Source organism: Hydrogenophaga pseudoflava (assembly GCF_004353865.1).
Lineage (GTDB): Bacteria > Pseudomonadota > Gammaproteobacteria > Burkholderiales > Burkholderiaceae_C > Hydrogenophaga > Hydrogenophaga pseudoflava.
The window spans coordinates 3,772,529-3,787,986 of the sequence record NZ_CP037867.1; the positions used below are offsets into that span (position 1 = coordinate 3,772,529).

A 15,458-nucleotide genomic window follows, 5' to 3' on the forward strand; every position below is an offset into this window, starting at 1 on the left:
TTTCACCTTGTGTTCAACAACGGGGTCACGTCGACCCGATAGGCGCTGATGGCCGGCACCAGCGCCGCCACCACCGCCACTCCGAATGCCAGCAGCGGCACCCAGCCTTCGGCGGGCACCCACTGCCAGCCCGTGATGGCCAGCGACTGCTGCTCCATCAACATCTGTCCCATCAGGGCGGTCAGCCCATGCGCCGCCAGCAGGCCCAGCGCGCAGGCCAGCAGCGCCAGCCACAGCGATTCGCACAGCACCAGCGCGCCCACGCGGGTCGGCGGCGCGCCGAGCATGCGCAGCATCGCCAGGTCGTGGCGGCGCTCGCGCACCGCACCCCAGAGCGCGATGAACACCGACAGCCCGGCCACCGCGAGCAGCACCGCGCCCAGGCCCTGCAGCACCCGCGTGCCCACACCCACCATGCTCAGCAAGCGCGTGATCTCCACCGCCGGCGAGGCCGCCTGCATCGGCGTGCTGTCGTTGATGAAGCGCGGGAAGCTTGCGGCGGCCAGCGGCGTGCGGTAGCGGATCAGGGCCAGCGTCACCTCGCGGTCGGCCTCGATGGCCGCGCGGTCTTCCTCGTCCATGTCGTCGGTCGCGTGCATGTCGTCGTGCACCTTCCAGACCGATTCGGTGGCGGTGAGCGCCAGGCGATCGAGCACGCAACCGCAGGGCGCGAACACGCCGCTCACCGCATAGAGCGCCTCGCCGTGCATGGCACCGCCGCTGCCCAGGCCGTGCGCGCCGACGAAGCTCTGGCCGATGGTCAGCCCGGTGACGCGCGCCACCTGCGCGCCGAGCACGGCCTGCATCGGTGCGGTCCAGAACGCGCCCTGCGCGAGGGCAACGCCGTAGTGCGCCGCGTAGTCCGGCGTGGTGCCGACGATGCGGAAGCCCGCGAGGTTGTCGCCCAGGCTCAGCGGGATCAGCTGCGCCACCTGCGGGTGCGCCTGCAGCCTCTTCACCTCGTCCAGCGGGATGTTGCCCGGCGGCACGTCGATGTGGAACACGCCCGCCAGGATCAGCTGCATCGGGCTGCCCTTGGCGCCGACCACCGCGTCGATGCCCTGCAGGTCGCGCTCGAAGGCGCGGTCCACCTGGTGCTGTGCGATCAGCACGAAGGCCATCGACGCCAGGCCCAGCGTCAGCAGCAGCAGGTTCAGCGCCGTCGACAAAGGGCGAGACCAGAGGTAGCGCCAGGACAGGGACAACACGTTCATGCAAAACCCTCCCGCGCCAGCCGCAGCGTCTGCGCGTCCGGCAGCGCCTGCACCACGCGCGCATCGTGGGTCGAGATCACCAGCGTCGCCCCGGCCCCGGCGGCGCAGCGCCGCAGCAGGTCCAGCGCGGCCGCGCAGGCCTCGTCGTCCAGGCTCGCGGTGGGCTCATCGACCAGCAGCACCCGGGGCCGCAGCAGCAGCGCCCGCGCCAGGGCCACCCGCTGCGCCTGACCGCCCGAGAGCTGCGAGGGCTTGCGACCGGCCAGCGCGGCCAGGTCCAGCGCGGCCAGCGCGTGGTGAATGGCGCCGCGGTCCACCGGCAGGCCGGCGGCGAAGAACACCAGCGCCAGGTTGTCGGCCACCGACAGCGCCTCGCTCAGGAACAGCTTCTGCGGCAGAAAACCCAGGCAACGCGCGCGCCAGCGGTCGCGCGGCGCGCCGGCCAGCGCCTGCACCGCCTGCCCGGCCACCACCACCTCGCCCGACGAAAGCGTGAGCAGACCGGCCACCAGGGCCAGCCAGGTCGACTTGCCGCTGCCCGAGGGCCCGCGCAGCAACAGCGTGCCGCCCTGCGGCACCGCCACATCGGGGAAGCGCAGGACGGGCGCCTGCGGGTAGGCAAAGCCCAGGCCTCGGGTCTCGATCACCGTGACGGCTCCATCGCCGTGCCGTCCGAGGGGTCGGCGCAATCGGCGCAGGTGCCGTGCACCGCCATGTCCAGCCGCAGGCCGCGGTGGCCCATACCGGCCAGCGTGCGCATGAGCTCGTCGGCCACCGCCCGCGCCGGCTCGCTCGCCCCGGTCAGGCGGAACTGGCGGTGGCAGGCGTCGCATTCGAAGCGCGGCGCCGCGCCATCGTCGCCCAGGTCGGCCAGGCGGAAGCGCCAGGTGCGCGCGTCGTCGTCGGTCTGGCGCTGCAGCACGCCGCAGGCGGCCAGGCGTTCCAGCAGCCGGTAGAGGGTGACGCGGTTGATGTCCAGCCCGCGCGTCTGCAGCGAGGCCAGGGCCTGGGCGTGGCTGAGCGTGCCCTGCGGGTTCGCCAGGAACAGGCCCAGCACCGCGCGCGTGGCCAGGGTGCGGCGCAGGCCGGCGGCTTCCAGACGGGTCTGGATCTCGGCCGGCACGGTCACCGGTTCTTTGGGGCTGGATCGGGTCGCCATGGCAGGCCTCCATTACTGCAACAATGTTGCGTTAACATCTCCGCTATCGCAATTGAGTTGCAACAGTGTACACAGCACCCCACCCCATGCCCGGCCCCCAAGCCCCCACCATCACCTTTCGCGACCTGACGCTGGGCTACGAGCGCCACCCGGCCGTGCACCACCTGAGCCTGCAGATCGAACCCGGCGCGCTGGTGGCCGTGGTCGGCCCCAACGGCGCCGGCAAGAGCAGCCTCATCAAGGCCCTGGCCGGTGTGCTGGCGCCGCTGTCGGGCCACATCGAAGGCCTGCGGCGCGGGCACATCGCCTGGCTACCCCAGCACAGCGAGCTCGACGCCAGCTTTCCCATCGACGTGCGCGGCATGGTCGCCAGCGGCCTGTGGCGCCGCGTCGGCGCGCTCGGACGCTTCAACGCGGAACACCGGCGGCAGTGCGACGCGGCGCTGGCCGCGGTCGGCCTCTCGGGCTTCGAATCGCGCGGGCTGGACACACTCTCGGGCGGGCAGCTGCAGCGCGCGCGGTTCGCGCGGTTGATCCTGCAGGACGCGCCAGTGGTGCTGCTGGACGAGCCCTTTGCCGCGGTGGACCAGCGCACCACCGCCGACCTGCTGGCCCTGTTGCACCAATGGCAGCGCCAGGGCCGCACGGTGATCGCCGTGCTGCACGACACCGCCCAGGTGCGCGCACACTTTCCGCGGACCCTGCTGCTGGCGCGCGAGCCGGTGGCCTGGGGCGCCACCGCCGAGGTGCTGACCGACGCGAACTGGGCGCGTGCGCAGTTGCTGCGCGAACCCTTCGACGATCGGGCCGATGAATGCGAGACCGGCTCGCGCGACGCCGACTCACAGGCAGTGAACCGCCACGCCCACAGGCCGGCGCTGGAGGCCACACCATGAGCGACGACCTCCTCGTCTTCGGCCCCTTCGTCGAGTTCGCCTTCATGCGCCAGGCCCTGCTGGGCTGCATCGCGCTGGCGCTGTCGGCGGCGCCGGTGGGCGTGTTCCTGATGCTGCGGCGCATGAGCCTGACCGGCGACGCCATGGCCCATGCCATCCTGCCGGGCGCGGCCATCGGCTACCTGCTGTTCGGCCTGTCGCTGACGGCGATGACCGTGGGCGGCATCGTCGCCGGCCTGGCGGTGGCCATCGGCTCCGGCCTGGTGGCGCGCCACACGCTGATCCGCGAAGACACCAGCCTGGCCGCCTTCTACCTGATCTCGCTTTCGCTGGGCGTGCTCATCGTCTCGGTGCGCGGCAACAACGTGGACCTGCTGCACGTGCTCTTCGGCAGCGTGCTGGCACTGGACGGCGCGGCGCTGGCGCTGCTGTGGGCCATCACCGGCGTGACGCTGGCAACGCTGCTGCTGATCCGCCGGCCGCTGATCCTGGACTGCCTGGACCCGGGCTTTCTGCGCCAGGTCAGCGGGCTGGGCAGCGTCGCGCATGTCGGCTTCCTGGCCCTGCTGGTGATCAACCTGGTGGCCGGCTTCCATGCGTTGGGCACGCTGATGGCCGTGGGCATCATGGTGCTGCCGGCCGCCAGCGCGCGCTTCTGGGTGCGGCGCGTCGGCCCGCTGGTGGCCGTGGCCACCGGCATCGCGCTGTTCACATCCGTCGCCGGCCTGCTGCTGTCCTACCACGCCGACTGGCCCACCAGCCCGGTCATCGTGCTCGGACTGGGCGCGGTCTACCTGCTGTCCATGGCCTTTGCGCCGCGCGGCCTGCTGCGCCAGCGCCGTCCCCATCCGCGCCACCTGCGCGCCTGACCCCTTCCCCTGTCTCACCCATTCAAGGACTACCGCCATGAACCTGCGCCGTCGCCACCACCTCCTCGCTGCTGCCGCCACCGTCGGCGCCCTGAGCTTCGGCCTGCCCGGCCACGCCCAGACCACCGCCACACCGGTCAAGGCGGTGGCCAGCTTCAGCATCCTGGGCGACCTGGTGCGCCAGGTCGGCGGCGAGCGCGTGCAGGTGGACGTGCTGGTCGGCCCGGGTGCCGACGCCCACGTGTTCCAGCCCTCACCCTCGCACGCGAAACAGGTGGCACAGGCGCAGGTGGTGTTCGCCAACGGGCTGGGCTTCGAGGGCTGGATGCAGCGCCTGCTGAAGACCGCTGGCTACAAGGGCCGGCCGGTGGTGGTGAGCCAGGGCATACAACCCATCCAGACCGAAGAGGACGAGCACGACCACAAGGCAGAAAAACACGGTCACCACGACCACGGCGAGGCCGACCCGCACGCCTGGCAATCGGTGTCCAACGTGATCACCTACGTGGCCCACATCGCCAAAGGCCTGTGCGCGGCCGACGCCGCCGGCTGCGACACCTACAGGAAGAACGCCGCCGCCTACACCGGCCAGCTCCAGGCGCTGGACACCGAGATCAGGGCCGCCTGGGCCGCGATTCCGGCCGCGCAGCGCAAGCTCATCACCTCGCACGACGCCTTCGGCTACTACGCCCAGTCCTACGGCGTGCAGTTCCTGGCGCCGCAGGGCGTGAGCACGAACAGCGAAGCCTCGGCCAAGGGGGTGGCACAGCTGGTGCGCCAAATCAAACAGGAGCGCATCAAAGCGCTGTTCGTCGAGAGCATCTCCGACCCGCGACTGATCGAGCAGATCGGCCGCGAGACGGGCGTCAAGCCGGCCGGCGCGCTGTTCTCCGACTCGCTGTCGGACGCCAGCGGCCCGGCCAGCACCTATGTGGCCCTGATGCGCGCCAACACCCAGACCATGACCCGGGCCGTGCTCGGGCACTGATCGCCAGCCCGCCTCAGGCGCGGACGGCGGCGCGCTCCAGAACTCGGGACACCGGAGCTGCCAGATACACTGCCCTCCCCACCGTCCGCGGAGCTCCGATTGCCCCCCTCCCACCTTCTGCTCGCCCTCGCAGTCGTCTTTGTATGGGGCACGAATTTCGTCGTCATCCGCTGGGGACTGGACGGGCTGCCGCCCTTCCTGTTCGCCACGCTGCGTTTTGCCTTGTCGGCCCTGCCCTGGCTGCTGTTCATTCCGCGCCCCACCGCGCCGTGGCGCAAGCTGGCCGCGTTCGGTGTGCTGCTGGGCGTGGGCCAGTTCGGCCTGCTGTTCCTCGCCATCCAGGGCCGCATCTCGCCCGGGCTGGCCTCGCTGGTCGTCCAGATCCAGGTGTTCTTCACCATCGGGATGTCCCTGGTGCTGATGCGCGAGCGGGTGCGCGGTTTCCAGGTCATGGGCCTGCTGCTGGCGCTGGCGGGGCTGGCTGTCATCGCCGCGCATCTGGACGCCACCGTCACCCTGTTGGGTCTGATGCTGGTGATCGGTGCGGCCTTCTTCTGGGCCTGCGCCAACCTGGTCGTGAAGTCGCTCGGGCCGGTCAACATGCTGCACTTCATGGTCTGGAGCAGCGCGTTCGCGGTGCCGCCGCTGCTGGTCATCTCCGTGCTGACCGAAGGGGTGCCAGCCATCACTGCGGCCCTGCAAGGCGCCGACGCGGTGGTGTGGGGCAGCGTGCTGTGGCAGGCGCTGGGCAACACCCTGTTCGGCTACGGCGTCTGGAACTGGCTGCTCGCCCGGCACCCCGCCGCCACCGTCACGCCCCTGGCCCTGCTGGTGCCCGTGTTCGGCATGGGCGCCTCGGCGCTGTCGCTGGGCGAGCCCCTGCCGGGCTGGAAGCTGGGTGCGGGCGCCCTGGTGCTCAGCGGGCTGGCCGTGATCGTGCTCTGGCCCCGACTTCAGACGAAGCTGGCCCGCGGCTGAGCCTCAACGGGCAAGGCGTGCAAACGTCTTGCGGAACTTCGCCACCTTGGGCGCCGCCACCGCCATGCAGTAACCCTGGTGCGGGTTGCGCTCGAAGAAGTCCTGGTGATAGTCCTCGGCGGGCCAGTAGTTCGCCAGTGGCAGCACCTCGGTGACGATGGGGCGGCCGAAGGCGTTGTCGGCCTTCAGCTCGTCGATCAGCGCCTGCGCGGTGGCGCGCTGTTCCTCGGTGGTGAAGTAGATGCCGCTGCGGTACTGCGTGCCCACGTCGTTGCCCTGGCGGTTCAGGGTGGTCGGGTCGTGCACCACGAAGAAGATCTCCAGCAGCTCGCGCGTGCTCACCTGCTCGGGGTCGTATTCGAGTCTGACCACCTCGTTGCAGCCGGTCAGGCCGGTGCACACGTCTTCGTAGCTGGGCCGCGGTGCCTGGCCGTTGCTGTAGCCCGACTCGACGTCGGTCACGCCGCGCACTTCCTTGTAGACGCTCTCGGTGCACCAGAAGCAGCCACCGCCCAGTACCAGCGTTTCCATCGATGTGTCCTTTCCGTAGGTTCGTTGCAGCGACGACGAGTGTCGCACCCGCCTTGGTCGCGCGCTGGCGGCGGGTCTTACACCCTCACGCGGGTGCGGCCGCGCGCTGGACCGCCGCCAGGAACGCGCCCAGCGCCGACTGGTCGCGCCCGGTGCGCCAGAGGCAGTGCGTGTCGTAGGGCGCCAGCGGCTGCTCCAGCGGCAGGAACATCACGCCCGGCAGCCCGGCCTGCTGCAGCGCCGCGGGCACCAGCCCCACGCCCAGACCCTGCGCGATGACCGACACCACGCTCAGCCAGTGCCGCAGCTCGAAGCCCAGCGCGGGCTCGAACCCAGCGTCGGCACAGGCGGCGAGGATGCGGTCGTGGTAGTCGGGCGAGACGGCGCGCATGACGATGGCGAAGGACTCGTCTTTCAACGCTTGCAGCGGCAGCTTGCGCTTCTTCGCCATCGGATGGCTGACAGGCAGACAGGCCATGAAAGGCTGGCTGGACACCAGGATCTGCGAGAAGCCGGCCGGCACGCGCGTGGTGTGGACGAAACCCAGGTCCAGCCGGTCGTGCACCAGTTCCACCAGCTGCTCGCTGCTGCTGAGTTCGCGAAGCGCCAGCCGCAGCTTGGGGTGCGCGGCGGCGAACGCGCGCAGCACCTGCGGCAGGCCGCGGTACAGCACCGTGCCGGCAAAGCCGATCTGCAGCTGCCCCGCCAGCCCCTGCCCCACATCGCGCGCCTCGCGCGCGGCCAGCGCCGCCTGCTCCAGCAGCGCCTGCGCGCGCGGCAGAAACGCCAGGCCGGCGGCGGTGAGCGCCACGCCGCGGCTGTTGCGCTCGAACAGGCGCGCGCCCACATCGGCTTCGAGCTGCTGGATGGCCATGGACAGCGGCGGCTGGGTCATGGCCAGGCGCTGGGCCGCGCGGCCGAAGTGCAATTCCTCGGCGAGCACGGTGAAACAGCGCAGGTGGCGGAACTCCATGAATCTGCTTGACGTATTGATCAATCGGCAATCAATATTAGACAGCTATTCATGGTCGCCCGACAATCTCACCCAACCAACACCTTCCACCCTTTCCAACGGAGACCCGCACCATGGCCACGAGCAAGAACACCTTCAGCTGGGAAGACCCCTTCCACCTCAGCGCCCAGCTCACCGACGACGAGCGCCAGGTGCAGGACGCCGCCCGCGCCTACTGCCAGGAAAAGCTGCTGCCGCGCGTGCAGCTGGCCTTCCGCAACGAGACCACCGACGCGTCCATCTTCCGCGAGATGGGCGAGCTGGGCCTGCTGGGCCCGACGATCCCCGAGCAGTACGGCGGCGCCGGCCTGAACTATGTCTGCTACGGCCTGGTGGCGCGCGAAGTGGAGCGTGTGGACTCCGGCTACCGCTCCATGATGAGCGTGCAGAGTTCGCTGGTGATGGTGCCGATCAACGAATTCGGCAGCGAGGCACAGAAGCAGAAGTACCTGCCCAAGCTGGCCACCGGTGAATGGATCGGCTGCTTCGGCCTGACCGAACCCAACCATGGCAGCGACCCCGGCAGCATGATCACCCGCGCCCGCAAGGTCGACGGCGGCTACAGCCTGTCCGGCGCCAAGATGTGGATCACCAACAGCCCGATCGCCGACGTGTTCGTGGTCTGGGCCAAGGACGATGGCGGCCAGATCCGCGGCTTCATTCTGGAAAAGGGCTGGAAGGGCCTGTCCGCCCCGGCCGTGCATGGCAAGGTCGGTCTGCGCGCTTCCATCACCGGTGAAATCGTCATGGACGAGGTGTTCGTGCCGGAAGAAAACGCCTTCCCCGAGGTGCGTGGCCTCAAGGGCCCGTTCACCTGCCTGAACAGCGCCCGCTACGGCATCGCCTGGGGCGCGCTGGGCGCCGCCGAAGACTGCTACTTCCGCGCCCGCCAGTACGTGCTGGACCGCCAGCAGTTCGGCCGCCCGCTGGCCGCCAACCAGCTGATCCAGAAGAAGCTGGCCGACATGCTGACCGAGATCAGCCTGGGCCTGCAGGGCTGCCTGCGCCTGGGCCGCATGAAGGACGAAGGCACCGCCGCGGTGGAGATCACCAGCATCCTCAAGCGCAACAGCTGCGGCAAGGCGCTGGACATTGCCCGCATGGCGCGCGACATGATGGGCGGCAACGGCATCAGCGACGAATACGGCGTGGCGCGCCATCTGGTGAACCTGGAGGTGGTGAACACCTACGAAGGCACGCACGATGTGCATGCGCTGATCCTGGGCCGTGCGATCACCGGGATTGCGGCGTTTGCGAACTGACTGGGTTGTCGCTCAATAGAAAGTAGAAAGGGCTGCCAGAGGCAGCCCTTCTTGTTGTCACGGACAGGAAGCAAACCTGAATGTCAACGAATAGGTCAGATCCTGCTTCGTCGGCACCCTCAACTGCATCATCAGCACGCCGGAGTCCACCAGTCCGTCGAACAAGGTTGCGGCGTTTGGAGAGTCTGTTCTGAAGCTAAGCCGTTGGGCTTCCAGCCGATAGCTCGCGCCCTTGGACCAGTGAGGTGCCTCCAGTTCAGGCTTGAACCACTCACACACACGCTCCTGCCTGGCTGGCATTGAAACGTGCGATAGAAACACGCGCCCGTCTGCGGCGAATCGCAACAGGCTGATGTAGTCCACACCATCCGCATTGGTTTGCACTTCACTGCGATAGATGCCATCGGTGCGCAAACTCTCAGACGCCGATGCTGCATGGGTCGCGCACATTGCGAACAGCAATGGAAGCAGTCGTTGAAAGACTCTCAGGTCGACAGTCATGAGGACTCCACTACAAAGAAGAACGCTGGGAGGTGCGGCCCGTCGCGCCCATTCCGCCTGAATCGTGCACGGTAAGCCGCTGCCCGACCAAAGACCTCAACAAGTACCGCACCAGCCCGATGCGCCCTGCCCTGGGTTCCGCGTACTCGGTGAACCCCGCCACGTCGTAGGCGCGCCGGGCTGCCAGGTTCTGGTCGTCCACGCACAGTGCGAGCTTGCTGCAGGACACCCAGTGTTCCGACACCCATGCAGCCACCAGTGCCAGCGAAGCGCGTCCGTGGCCTTTCCCCTGTTCCCGGCTGTCGATGCGCATGGCCCTGAGCGCGGCAGCCCCTGCGGGCGCCCAGTCCGGCAACCGGGCACCCCGGCTGAGAAGCACAAAGCCGATGGGCGTTTCCGATTCCAGAATGGCCAGGCCGGCCACCTCGTCCGGCGAGGCGCCTTCGCACACCGAAACGGCCTGCGCGGTGGTGCCGGCGAACTCGATCTGCTCGGGCGAGATGTGCAGGGCCAGCACGCGCTCGCGCTGATCTCCGGTGAGCGACTGCCAGCGCTGGAGTTGAAGCCGGGTGGGTGTCATGGGGCAGGTCTCGCCTGCCAGTACCGGCGAGCCTCAGGTGGCAGCTGCGCCAGCACCCTCTCAAATGCCACCACATCCACATGCCGCCGCAATGCCGTTGCCACGGACACCACCGAGTCGGCGGGCGAGAAGTTGTGCTCCGTGCGCACGGCGCGCACGTCTGCCAGCCACTCGTCCGGCCCACCAAAGGGCACCGGCGCCTGGTCAAAGGGCCAGTCTTCGATGAAGATCGCCCGGATCACAGGCGGCAGCACGGCCGCAAAAGCGAGGGCCTGCGGCACGGTCAGTCGCCGGCGGAACGCGTGCAGCACACCCACCACCATGTTCCAGGCCATGTTGGTGGTGGGCAACCCGGCACAGTCGCGGGCGTCGACCATGAAGCGCTCGAACTGGAGCGTGGGGTTCTGGTATTCGAAGGGCAGCGTCATGGGAACAGGTGGGATGTCTGCGGAAATGTGATCCGCCTGGCGACGTACACGCCATAGCCGAAGTACATCGAGTTTGCTTCGTACAGCGCAATCTCCTGCTCGTGTTCCGCCACCAGCGCCCGTGCGGCCTCGCTGTTTCCGTGGCGGCAAAGGAAGTCATTGAAGCCCGCCTGCAGCGGGCGGTAGTAGGCGTCGCGCCAGCAGGTCTCGGGCAGCACGAAATAGCCCAGTGGCGAATAGCCGTGCCGCTCCAGCACGCGGATCTTGTCCGCTGCGGTGGCGACTTCGGAGTAGGCGGCGTCCCAGAAGGCCTGCAGTTCGACCGGGCGGGTATTCGTGGTCCAGGTGAGTTCGGAGGCGACGAGCACACCACCGGGCTTGAGAAAGCGCCGCCAGTTTTTCACGCCGTTCTCGAAGCCCATGTTGTAGATCGCGCCCTCGGACCAGAGCAGGTCGAACTGCGCGTCGGCAAACGGCAGTTCGCTCATGGACGCCGCCAGTGGTGTGACTTGATCGGCCACCCCGGCAGCTTTGTTGCGCTGCTGCAGCGTCGTCAGGAACGGTGGCAGAAAGTCCACCGCGGTGATCTGCGCCTGCGGCAGCAGCCGGGCCAGCGCGAGCGTGGCGGCGCCGGTGCCGCAGCCGATGTCGGCCACGGTCAGCGGCGCCGCCGGGTCAAGCCCGGTCAGGCGCAGCGCCAGTTCGGTCTGTGCGTCGCCGCCCGGCCCCTGGCGGGGGTTGGGCTGGTGCAGGTCGATGAGGAGGTCGAGCTTGTCCTGGGTCATGGATGAGCATGGTAGTTCCAGCCATGCCCACACCACCCGGTGGGGGCCACTGGCGCCGGGGTCGCCTCAGGCCTATGCTGGTGCGCCGGCCCGGTGTGGCCTGGCGGGCGCCAGGCGCCGCGAACGCGGCCGGATCGAGCGAAAGGACCAGCCATGTTGTCCACTGCTTCTGTCACCACCATGCTGCCCGTGAAAGACATCGACCGCGCGCGGGCGTTCTACGAAGGCTGTCTCGGCCTGACACCGGGCGGGTTCAAACCCGACGGCAAGTTCGTCTATTCGGTCGGTGGCACCACGCTGGCCCTGTTCCCCAAACCCGACGGCACCAAGGCCGACCATACCGCCGTCAGCTTCCAGGTCAGCGACATCGCCGCCAGCATCGCGCAGTTGAAGCGCGCGGGCGTGGTGTTCGAGGACTACGACTTTCCCGGGCTGAAGACGGTGAACCACGTCTGCGTGCTCGGGGCCGAGAAGGCCGCCTGGTTCAAGGACACCGAAGGCAACTACCTCTGCCTGCACGAAGACCTGCCGGCGTAGTGCACCGGGTTCATGGCACGAGGCAGCGCTTGATGCCGTCCTCGTTCCAGCGGATGCCGCTGCCGGGCACATCGGGCGGGGTGACGTGGCCGGCCTCCACCCGCAGCGGCTCCTGCAGCACCGGGTCGGCCCAGTCGACATATTCCAGCCAGTGCGCGGTGGGCGTGACGGCCAGCAGGTGGCTACTGATCTCCGGAAACAGGTGGCTGGACAGCGGCAGGCCAGCGGTCTCGCCGATGGCGGCGGCGCGCAGCCAGCCGGTCACGCCACCGATCTTCATGGCGTCGGGCATACCAAAGTCCGAGGCGCCGGCGGCCACGCAGACCGCCATCTCGTGCGGGCCCCACCAGTTCTCGCCCATCTGGATGCGCGAACGTGTCCGCGAGCGGATCTGGGCGTGGCCGGCATGGTCGTCGGCCGAGGTCGGCTCTTCCACCCAGTACAGCCCTTCGCCGTCGAGCGCCTGGATGCGCGCGGACGCGTCGGCCACGGACAGCGCCTGGTTGTAGTCCGACATCAGGTGCACGCCGTCCCCAATGGCGCGCCTCACGGCGCGCACCACCGCGAGGTCGGTGGCCGGGTCGGCATAGCCCAGGCGCACCTTGATGGCGGGAAAGCCGGGCGCCGCAAGCTGCTGGGCCTCGGCCGCGGCGCGCTCGGCACCGATCATGCCCAGGCCGCAGCTGTTGTAGGCCGGGATGCGCCGCAGCTCACCGCCCAGCGCCCGTGCCAGGGGCAGGCCCTGCGCCTTGGAGAGCGCGTCCCAGGCGGCCATGTCGATGCCCGCCAGCGCCATGCCCACCACGCCCTTGACCCCGAGCAGCCGGAACCGGGCGCGCAGCTTGCGGTCGAGTTCCAGCGGCGCCACCGCATCACCCTTGACCACGGGCAGCAACTCGTTGAGCAGTTGCACCACCGGCTTGAGCACCAGCGGCGTGTAGCAGAACAGGTAGGTGGAGCCGGTGACGCCCTCGTCGGTGAGCAGGTCGATGAGGGCCAGCGGCGCGATGTGAATGGTGCCGCTGCTGGTCTGCAGCGGGATGCGCAGCGGCACATGCGCGGCGCGCACACGCAGGTCCCGGATCGTGAGCGGAGGATGGGCATTCATGGCGTTCTCCTTTCTGCGGCTTCAGACCCCCGACAGCCCAAGCACCCACCAGACGGCGATCGCCACCTGCACCGCGAACGCGGTGAACCGCGCAGTAACGGCGGCGGGCGAAGTCGAGACCAGATGGATCAGAGACTGCACGATGCGCGCACCGAGCAGCACCCAGGCCAGCGGGTCGGTGACGGTCGCGCGCCCGGCCACCACGGCGACCAGCATGAGCCCGCCAAAGAGGGGCAACCCCTCCAGGCAGTTCGCGTGCGCCCGGGCCAGCCGCTGCATGAAGGGCGAGAGGTTGGCGTTGTCGGGGGTGAAGCCATTGGCGGGCACGGCGCCCGAGAGGACGAGCCAGGACCGGATGGCTTCCATGAGGACCAGCAGGCACAGGGTCCAGGCGATGAATCCGAGAAGCGCTTGCAGCGTGGCGGTCATGGTGCGGACTCCCGGCTGCAGGCGTGGGCGACCTGCCACGGGTTGACCATGCAGCCAGACGTAATGTAGTCCTCAGCCCCACCGCTGGCACACATTCTGTTAGCTTGCGGCCATGGCCCTGTCGCTGGACTTTCTCGCCCTGCCCCTGCTCGTCGCCGCCGCGCTGGTGTTCGTCAGCGTGCTCGCGGGCGTGGTCTCGACGCGGGTGGGGTTTTCCTTCCTGCTGGTGTTCCTGCTGGCGGGCATCCTGGCCGGCCAGGACGGGCCCGGCGGGCTGGTGTTCAACGACTTCCGGCTGAGCTTCTGGGTCGGCAACATCGCGCTGGCGGTGATCCTGCTCGACGGCGGGTTGCGCACCGACTTCGACACCTTCCGCACCGGCCTGAAGCCCTCGCTGCTGCTGGCCACGCTGGGCGTGGTGCTCAGTGCGGGCATCACCGGCGCGGCGGCGCGCTGGCTGCTGGACCTGTCCTGGCCGATGGCACTGCTGGTGGGCGCCATCGTCGGTTCGACCGACGCGGCCGCGGTGTTCGCGCTGCTCAAGTCCTCGGGCGTGCGGCTGAACGAGCGTGTGGCTGCGACGCTGGAGATCGAGTCGGGCATGAACGACCCGATGGCGGTGTACCTGACGCTGGCGCTCATCGGCGTGGTGCTGGCGGCGTCCACCGCAGGGTCTGGCGCCGGGCTGTCGGCGCTGGAGGTGCTGCGCTCGCTGGCCCTGCAGTTCGGCTGGGGCGGGGCACTGGGGCTGGGCGCCGGCTTCGCGATGGCCGAACTGCTCAAGCGGCTGGGGCGCGGCGAGGACGGTGGCGGCGGCATCCGCGCGCTGCTGCTGGTCTCGGGCGGGCTGACGGTGTTCGCGGCCACCACTTGGCTGGGCGGCTCGGGCTTTCTGGCGGTGTACGCCATGGGCGTGATCGCGGGCAACCGGGCGCGGCGGCAGGTGCGGTCCACGCTCTCGGCCATGGACGGCTACGCCTGGCTGTCGCAGGCGGGCATGTTCCTGCTGCTGGGCCTGCTGGCCACGCCGTCGCAGCTGCTGCCCACCCTGCTGCCCGGGCTGGGGGTGTCGCTGGTGCTGATGCTGGTGGCCCGACCGCTGGCGGTGGCGCTGTGCCTGGTGCCGCTGCGCTTTCCGCCGCGCGAGATCGTGTTCATCTCATGGGTGGGTCTGCGCGGTGCGGTGCCCATCGTGCTGGCCATGTTCCCGTTGATGGCCGGTGTGCCCGGCGCGCAGACCTTCTTCAATGTCGCCTTCGTCGTCGTGCTCACCTCGCTGCTGCTGCAGGGTTCGACCATCGCCTGGAGCGCGCGGCGACTGGGCCTGGCGCTGCCCGAACCGGACGACCTGCAGGCCAACCGGCTGGTGTTCGGCGATTTCGTGATCGACGGCGCGACGCCGATGGACACGCTGTGCGCCTTCTATGGCCTGCCCGTGCCGCCCGATGCGCCGACCGACGTGGCCACCTGGATGCGCGAGGAGCTGCGGCGCCCGGCCGTCGAAGGCGACAGCGCCATGCTGGGCGCGGCGGAGCTGAGCGTGCGCGCGCTGGAGGGCGGCCGCATCACGCGCGTGGGCATCCGGCTGGGCTGAGGGCGGTGCCGCACAGGCATCAGGTCGGCGCCAGCGGCAGCGCCGTCTTGTAGCGCACCTGCTTGAGCGCGAACGACGAGCGGATCTTCTCGACCTGGGCGATGGGCGAGAGCTGTTCGAGGATGAAGCGCTCCAGCGCCGGCATGTCCGGCACGGCCACGCGCAGCAGGTAGTCGGCGTCGCCGGACATCAGGTAGCACTCCATCACCTCCTCGCGCAGCGTGATGCGCTCCTCGAAGGCCTGCAGCGCCTTGCGGCTCTGCTGCTTGAGGCTGATGGAGACGAACACGTTCAGGTGCAGCCCGAGCTGGCCGGCGTCCAGCAGGGCCACGTACTGGCGGATCAGCCCGCTGGCCTCCATGGCGCGCACCCGCGCCAGGCAGGGCGAGGGCGAGAGGTGCACGCGACGCGCGAGCTCGACGTTGGACAGGCTGGCGTCCCGCTGGAGCTCTTCCAGAATCCGGCGGTCGGTGGCGTCGAGGTGGTTTGTGCTGCTTTTCATTGGTTTGGCGGTGCATCGTGCTGCAGAGGCGCCCATTGTTCAGCAAGTCCGGCAACAAATGCGCGTGCGCCCTGCCTACAGTGCT

General features: G+C 69.3%; 19 protein-coding genes. 7 read left to right on the forward strand and 12 right to left on the reverse strand.

The features are described 5' to 3' along the window. Nucleotides 1–2: 2 nt before the first annotated feature. From HPF_RS18135 to HPF_RS18145, 3 genes are read right to left on the reverse strand one after another with little or no spacing between them, the layout of a single operon-like run. Nucleotides 3–1,214 (reverse strand): FtsX-like permease family protein, encoded by a 1,212-nt coding sequence (locus HPF_RS18135; RefSeq protein WP_133157422.1) that lies wholly within the window; start codon nucleotides 1,212–1,214, stop codon nucleotides 3–5. Then, nucleotides 1,211–1,861, reverse strand: a complete 651-nt coding sequence (locus HPF_RS18140; protein WP_133157423.1) for an ABC transporter ATP-binding protein — start codon at nucleotides 1,859–1,861, stop codon at nucleotides 1,211–1,213. Before HPF_RS18140 ends, HPF_RS18135 begins: the two co-directional genes overlap by 4 nt. Next, entirely contained in the window at nucleotides 1,858–2,373 is a 516-nt protein-coding gene (locus tag HPF_RS18145; RefSeq protein WP_079365366.1) for a Fur family transcriptional regulator, read from the reverse strand. The genes HPF_RS18140 and HPF_RS18145 overlap by 4 nt, the downstream gene beginning before the upstream one ends. 86 nt (nucleotides 2,374–2,459) lie before the next feature. Between HPF_RS18145 and HPF_RS18150 the strand changes: the two genes are divergently transcribed. The 4 genes from HPF_RS18150 to HPF_RS18165 all read left to right on the forward strand — a co-directional run bounded on the left by HPF_RS18150 (nucleotide 2,460) and on the right by HPF_RS18165 (nucleotide 6,104). Then, nucleotides 2,460–3,269, forward strand: a complete 810-nt coding sequence (locus tag HPF_RS18150; protein ID WP_133157424.1) for a metal ABC transporter ATP-binding protein — start codon at nucleotides 2,460–2,462, stop codon at nucleotides 3,267–3,269. Continuing rightward, nucleotides 3,266–4,138 (forward strand): metal ABC transporter permease, encoded by an 873-nt coding sequence (locus tag HPF_RS18155; RefSeq protein WP_133157425.1) that lies wholly within the window; start codon nucleotides 3,266–3,268, stop codon nucleotides 4,136–4,138. The genes HPF_RS18150 and HPF_RS18155 overlap by 4 nt, the downstream gene beginning before the upstream one ends. Before the next feature lie 37 nt (nucleotides 4,139–4,175). After that, a complete protein-coding gene (locus HPF_RS18160; protein WP_133157426.1) occupies nucleotides 4,176–5,126 on the forward strand; it encodes a metal ABC transporter substrate-binding protein in 951 nt (316 codons plus the stop codon). Nucleotides 5,127–5,225: 99 nt separating this feature from the next. Further along, nucleotides 5,226–6,104, forward strand: a complete 879-nt coding sequence (locus tag HPF_RS18165) for an EamA family transporter (protein WP_207959205.1) — start codon at nucleotides 5,226–5,228, stop codon at nucleotides 6,102–6,104. Nucleotides 6,105–6,107: 3 nt separating this feature from the next. On the opposite strand, the gene msrA is transcribed toward HPF_RS18165, so the two are convergent. After that, nucleotides 6,108–6,635, reverse strand: a complete 528-nt coding sequence (gene msrA / locus HPF_RS18170) for a peptide-methionine (S)-S-oxide reductase MsrA (RefSeq protein WP_079365371.1) — start codon at nucleotides 6,633–6,635, stop codon at nucleotides 6,108–6,110. An 85-nt stretch (nucleotides 6,636–6,720) separates the two neighbouring features. After that, nucleotides 6,721–7,608, reverse strand: a complete 888-nt coding sequence (locus tag HPF_RS18175; RefSeq protein WP_133157428.1) for a LysR family transcriptional regulator — start codon at nucleotides 7,606–7,608, stop codon at nucleotides 6,721–6,723. Nucleotides 7,609–7,721: 113 nt separating this feature from the next. On the opposite strand from HPF_RS18175, the gene HPF_RS18180 reads away from it, so the two are divergent. Beyond that, nucleotides 7,722–8,909, forward strand: coding sequence for an acyl-CoA dehydrogenase (locus HPF_RS18180; RefSeq protein WP_133157429.1), 1,188 nt, complete (start codon nucleotides 7,722–7,724; stop codon nucleotides 8,907–8,909). Nucleotides 8,910–8,966: 57 nt separating this feature from the next. Here the strand turns inward: HPF_RS18180 and HPF_RS18185 are convergent, their stop codons facing one another. From HPF_RS18185 to HPF_RS18200, 4 genes are read right to left on the reverse strand one after another with little or no spacing between them, the layout of a single operon-like run. Then, nucleotides 8,967–9,410 carry a hypothetical protein gene (locus HPF_RS18185; RefSeq protein WP_133157430.1) on the reverse strand — a complete coding sequence of 148 codons (444 nt, stop codon included), beginning with the start codon at nucleotides 9,408–9,410 and terminating at the stop codon, nucleotides 8,967–8,969. A gap of 10 nt (nucleotides 9,411–9,420) precedes the next feature. Beyond that, complete coding sequence (locus HPF_RS18190; protein ID WP_066158078.1) at nucleotides 9,421–9,990, reverse strand: GNAT family N-acetyltransferase; 570 nt, start codon at nucleotides 9,988–9,990, stop codon at nucleotides 9,421–9,423. Beyond that, nucleotides 9,987–10,418 carry a DUF2267 domain-containing protein gene (locus tag HPF_RS18195; RefSeq protein WP_133157431.1) on the reverse strand — a complete coding sequence of 144 codons (432 nt, stop codon included), beginning with the start codon at nucleotides 10,416–10,418 and terminating at the stop codon, nucleotides 9,987–9,989. The genes HPF_RS18190 and HPF_RS18195 overlap by 4 nt, the downstream gene beginning before the upstream one ends. Continuing rightward, entirely contained in the window at nucleotides 10,415–11,203 is a 789-nt protein-coding gene (locus HPF_RS18200; protein ID WP_133157432.1) for a class I SAM-dependent methyltransferase, read from the reverse strand. The genes HPF_RS18195 and HPF_RS18200 overlap by 4 nt, the downstream gene beginning before the upstream one ends. 153 nt (nucleotides 11,204–11,356) lie before the next feature. On the opposite strand from HPF_RS18200, the gene HPF_RS18205 reads away from it, so the two are divergent. Continuing rightward, nucleotides 11,357–11,740, forward strand: coding sequence for a VOC family protein (locus HPF_RS18205; protein WP_133157433.1), 384 nt, complete (start codon nucleotides 11,357–11,359; stop codon nucleotides 11,738–11,740). A gap of 10 nt (nucleotides 11,741–11,750) precedes the next feature. On the opposite strand, the gene HPF_RS18210 is transcribed toward HPF_RS18205, so the two are convergent. Continuing rightward, entirely contained in the window at nucleotides 11,751–12,848 is a 1,098-nt protein-coding gene (locus HPF_RS18210; protein WP_133157434.1) for an enolase C-terminal domain-like protein, read from the reverse strand. A gap of 21 nt (nucleotides 12,849–12,869) precedes the next feature. After that, a complete protein-coding gene (locus tag HPF_RS18215) occupies nucleotides 12,870–13,277 on the reverse strand; it encodes an MAPEG family protein (protein ID WP_133157435.1) in 408 nt (135 codons plus the stop codon). Nucleotides 13,278–13,389: 112 nt separating this feature from the next. On the opposite strand from HPF_RS18215, the gene HPF_RS18220 reads away from it, so the two are divergent. After that, complete coding sequence (locus HPF_RS18220; protein WP_133157436.1) at nucleotides 13,390–14,871, forward strand: potassium/proton antiporter; 1,482 nt, start codon at nucleotides 13,390–13,392, stop codon at nucleotides 14,869–14,871. A gap of 19 nt (nucleotides 14,872–14,890) precedes the next feature. On the opposite strand, the gene HPF_RS18225 is transcribed toward HPF_RS18220, so the two are convergent. Continuing rightward, the gene (locus HPF_RS18225) at nucleotides 14,891–15,373 is read right to left on the reverse strand and encodes an Lrp/AsnC family transcriptional regulator (RefSeq protein ID WP_066158062.1); all 483 of its coding nucleotides are present in this window, start codon (nucleotides 15,371–15,373) and stop codon (nucleotides 14,891–14,893) included. Nucleotides 15,374–15,458 lie beyond the last annotated feature (85 nt).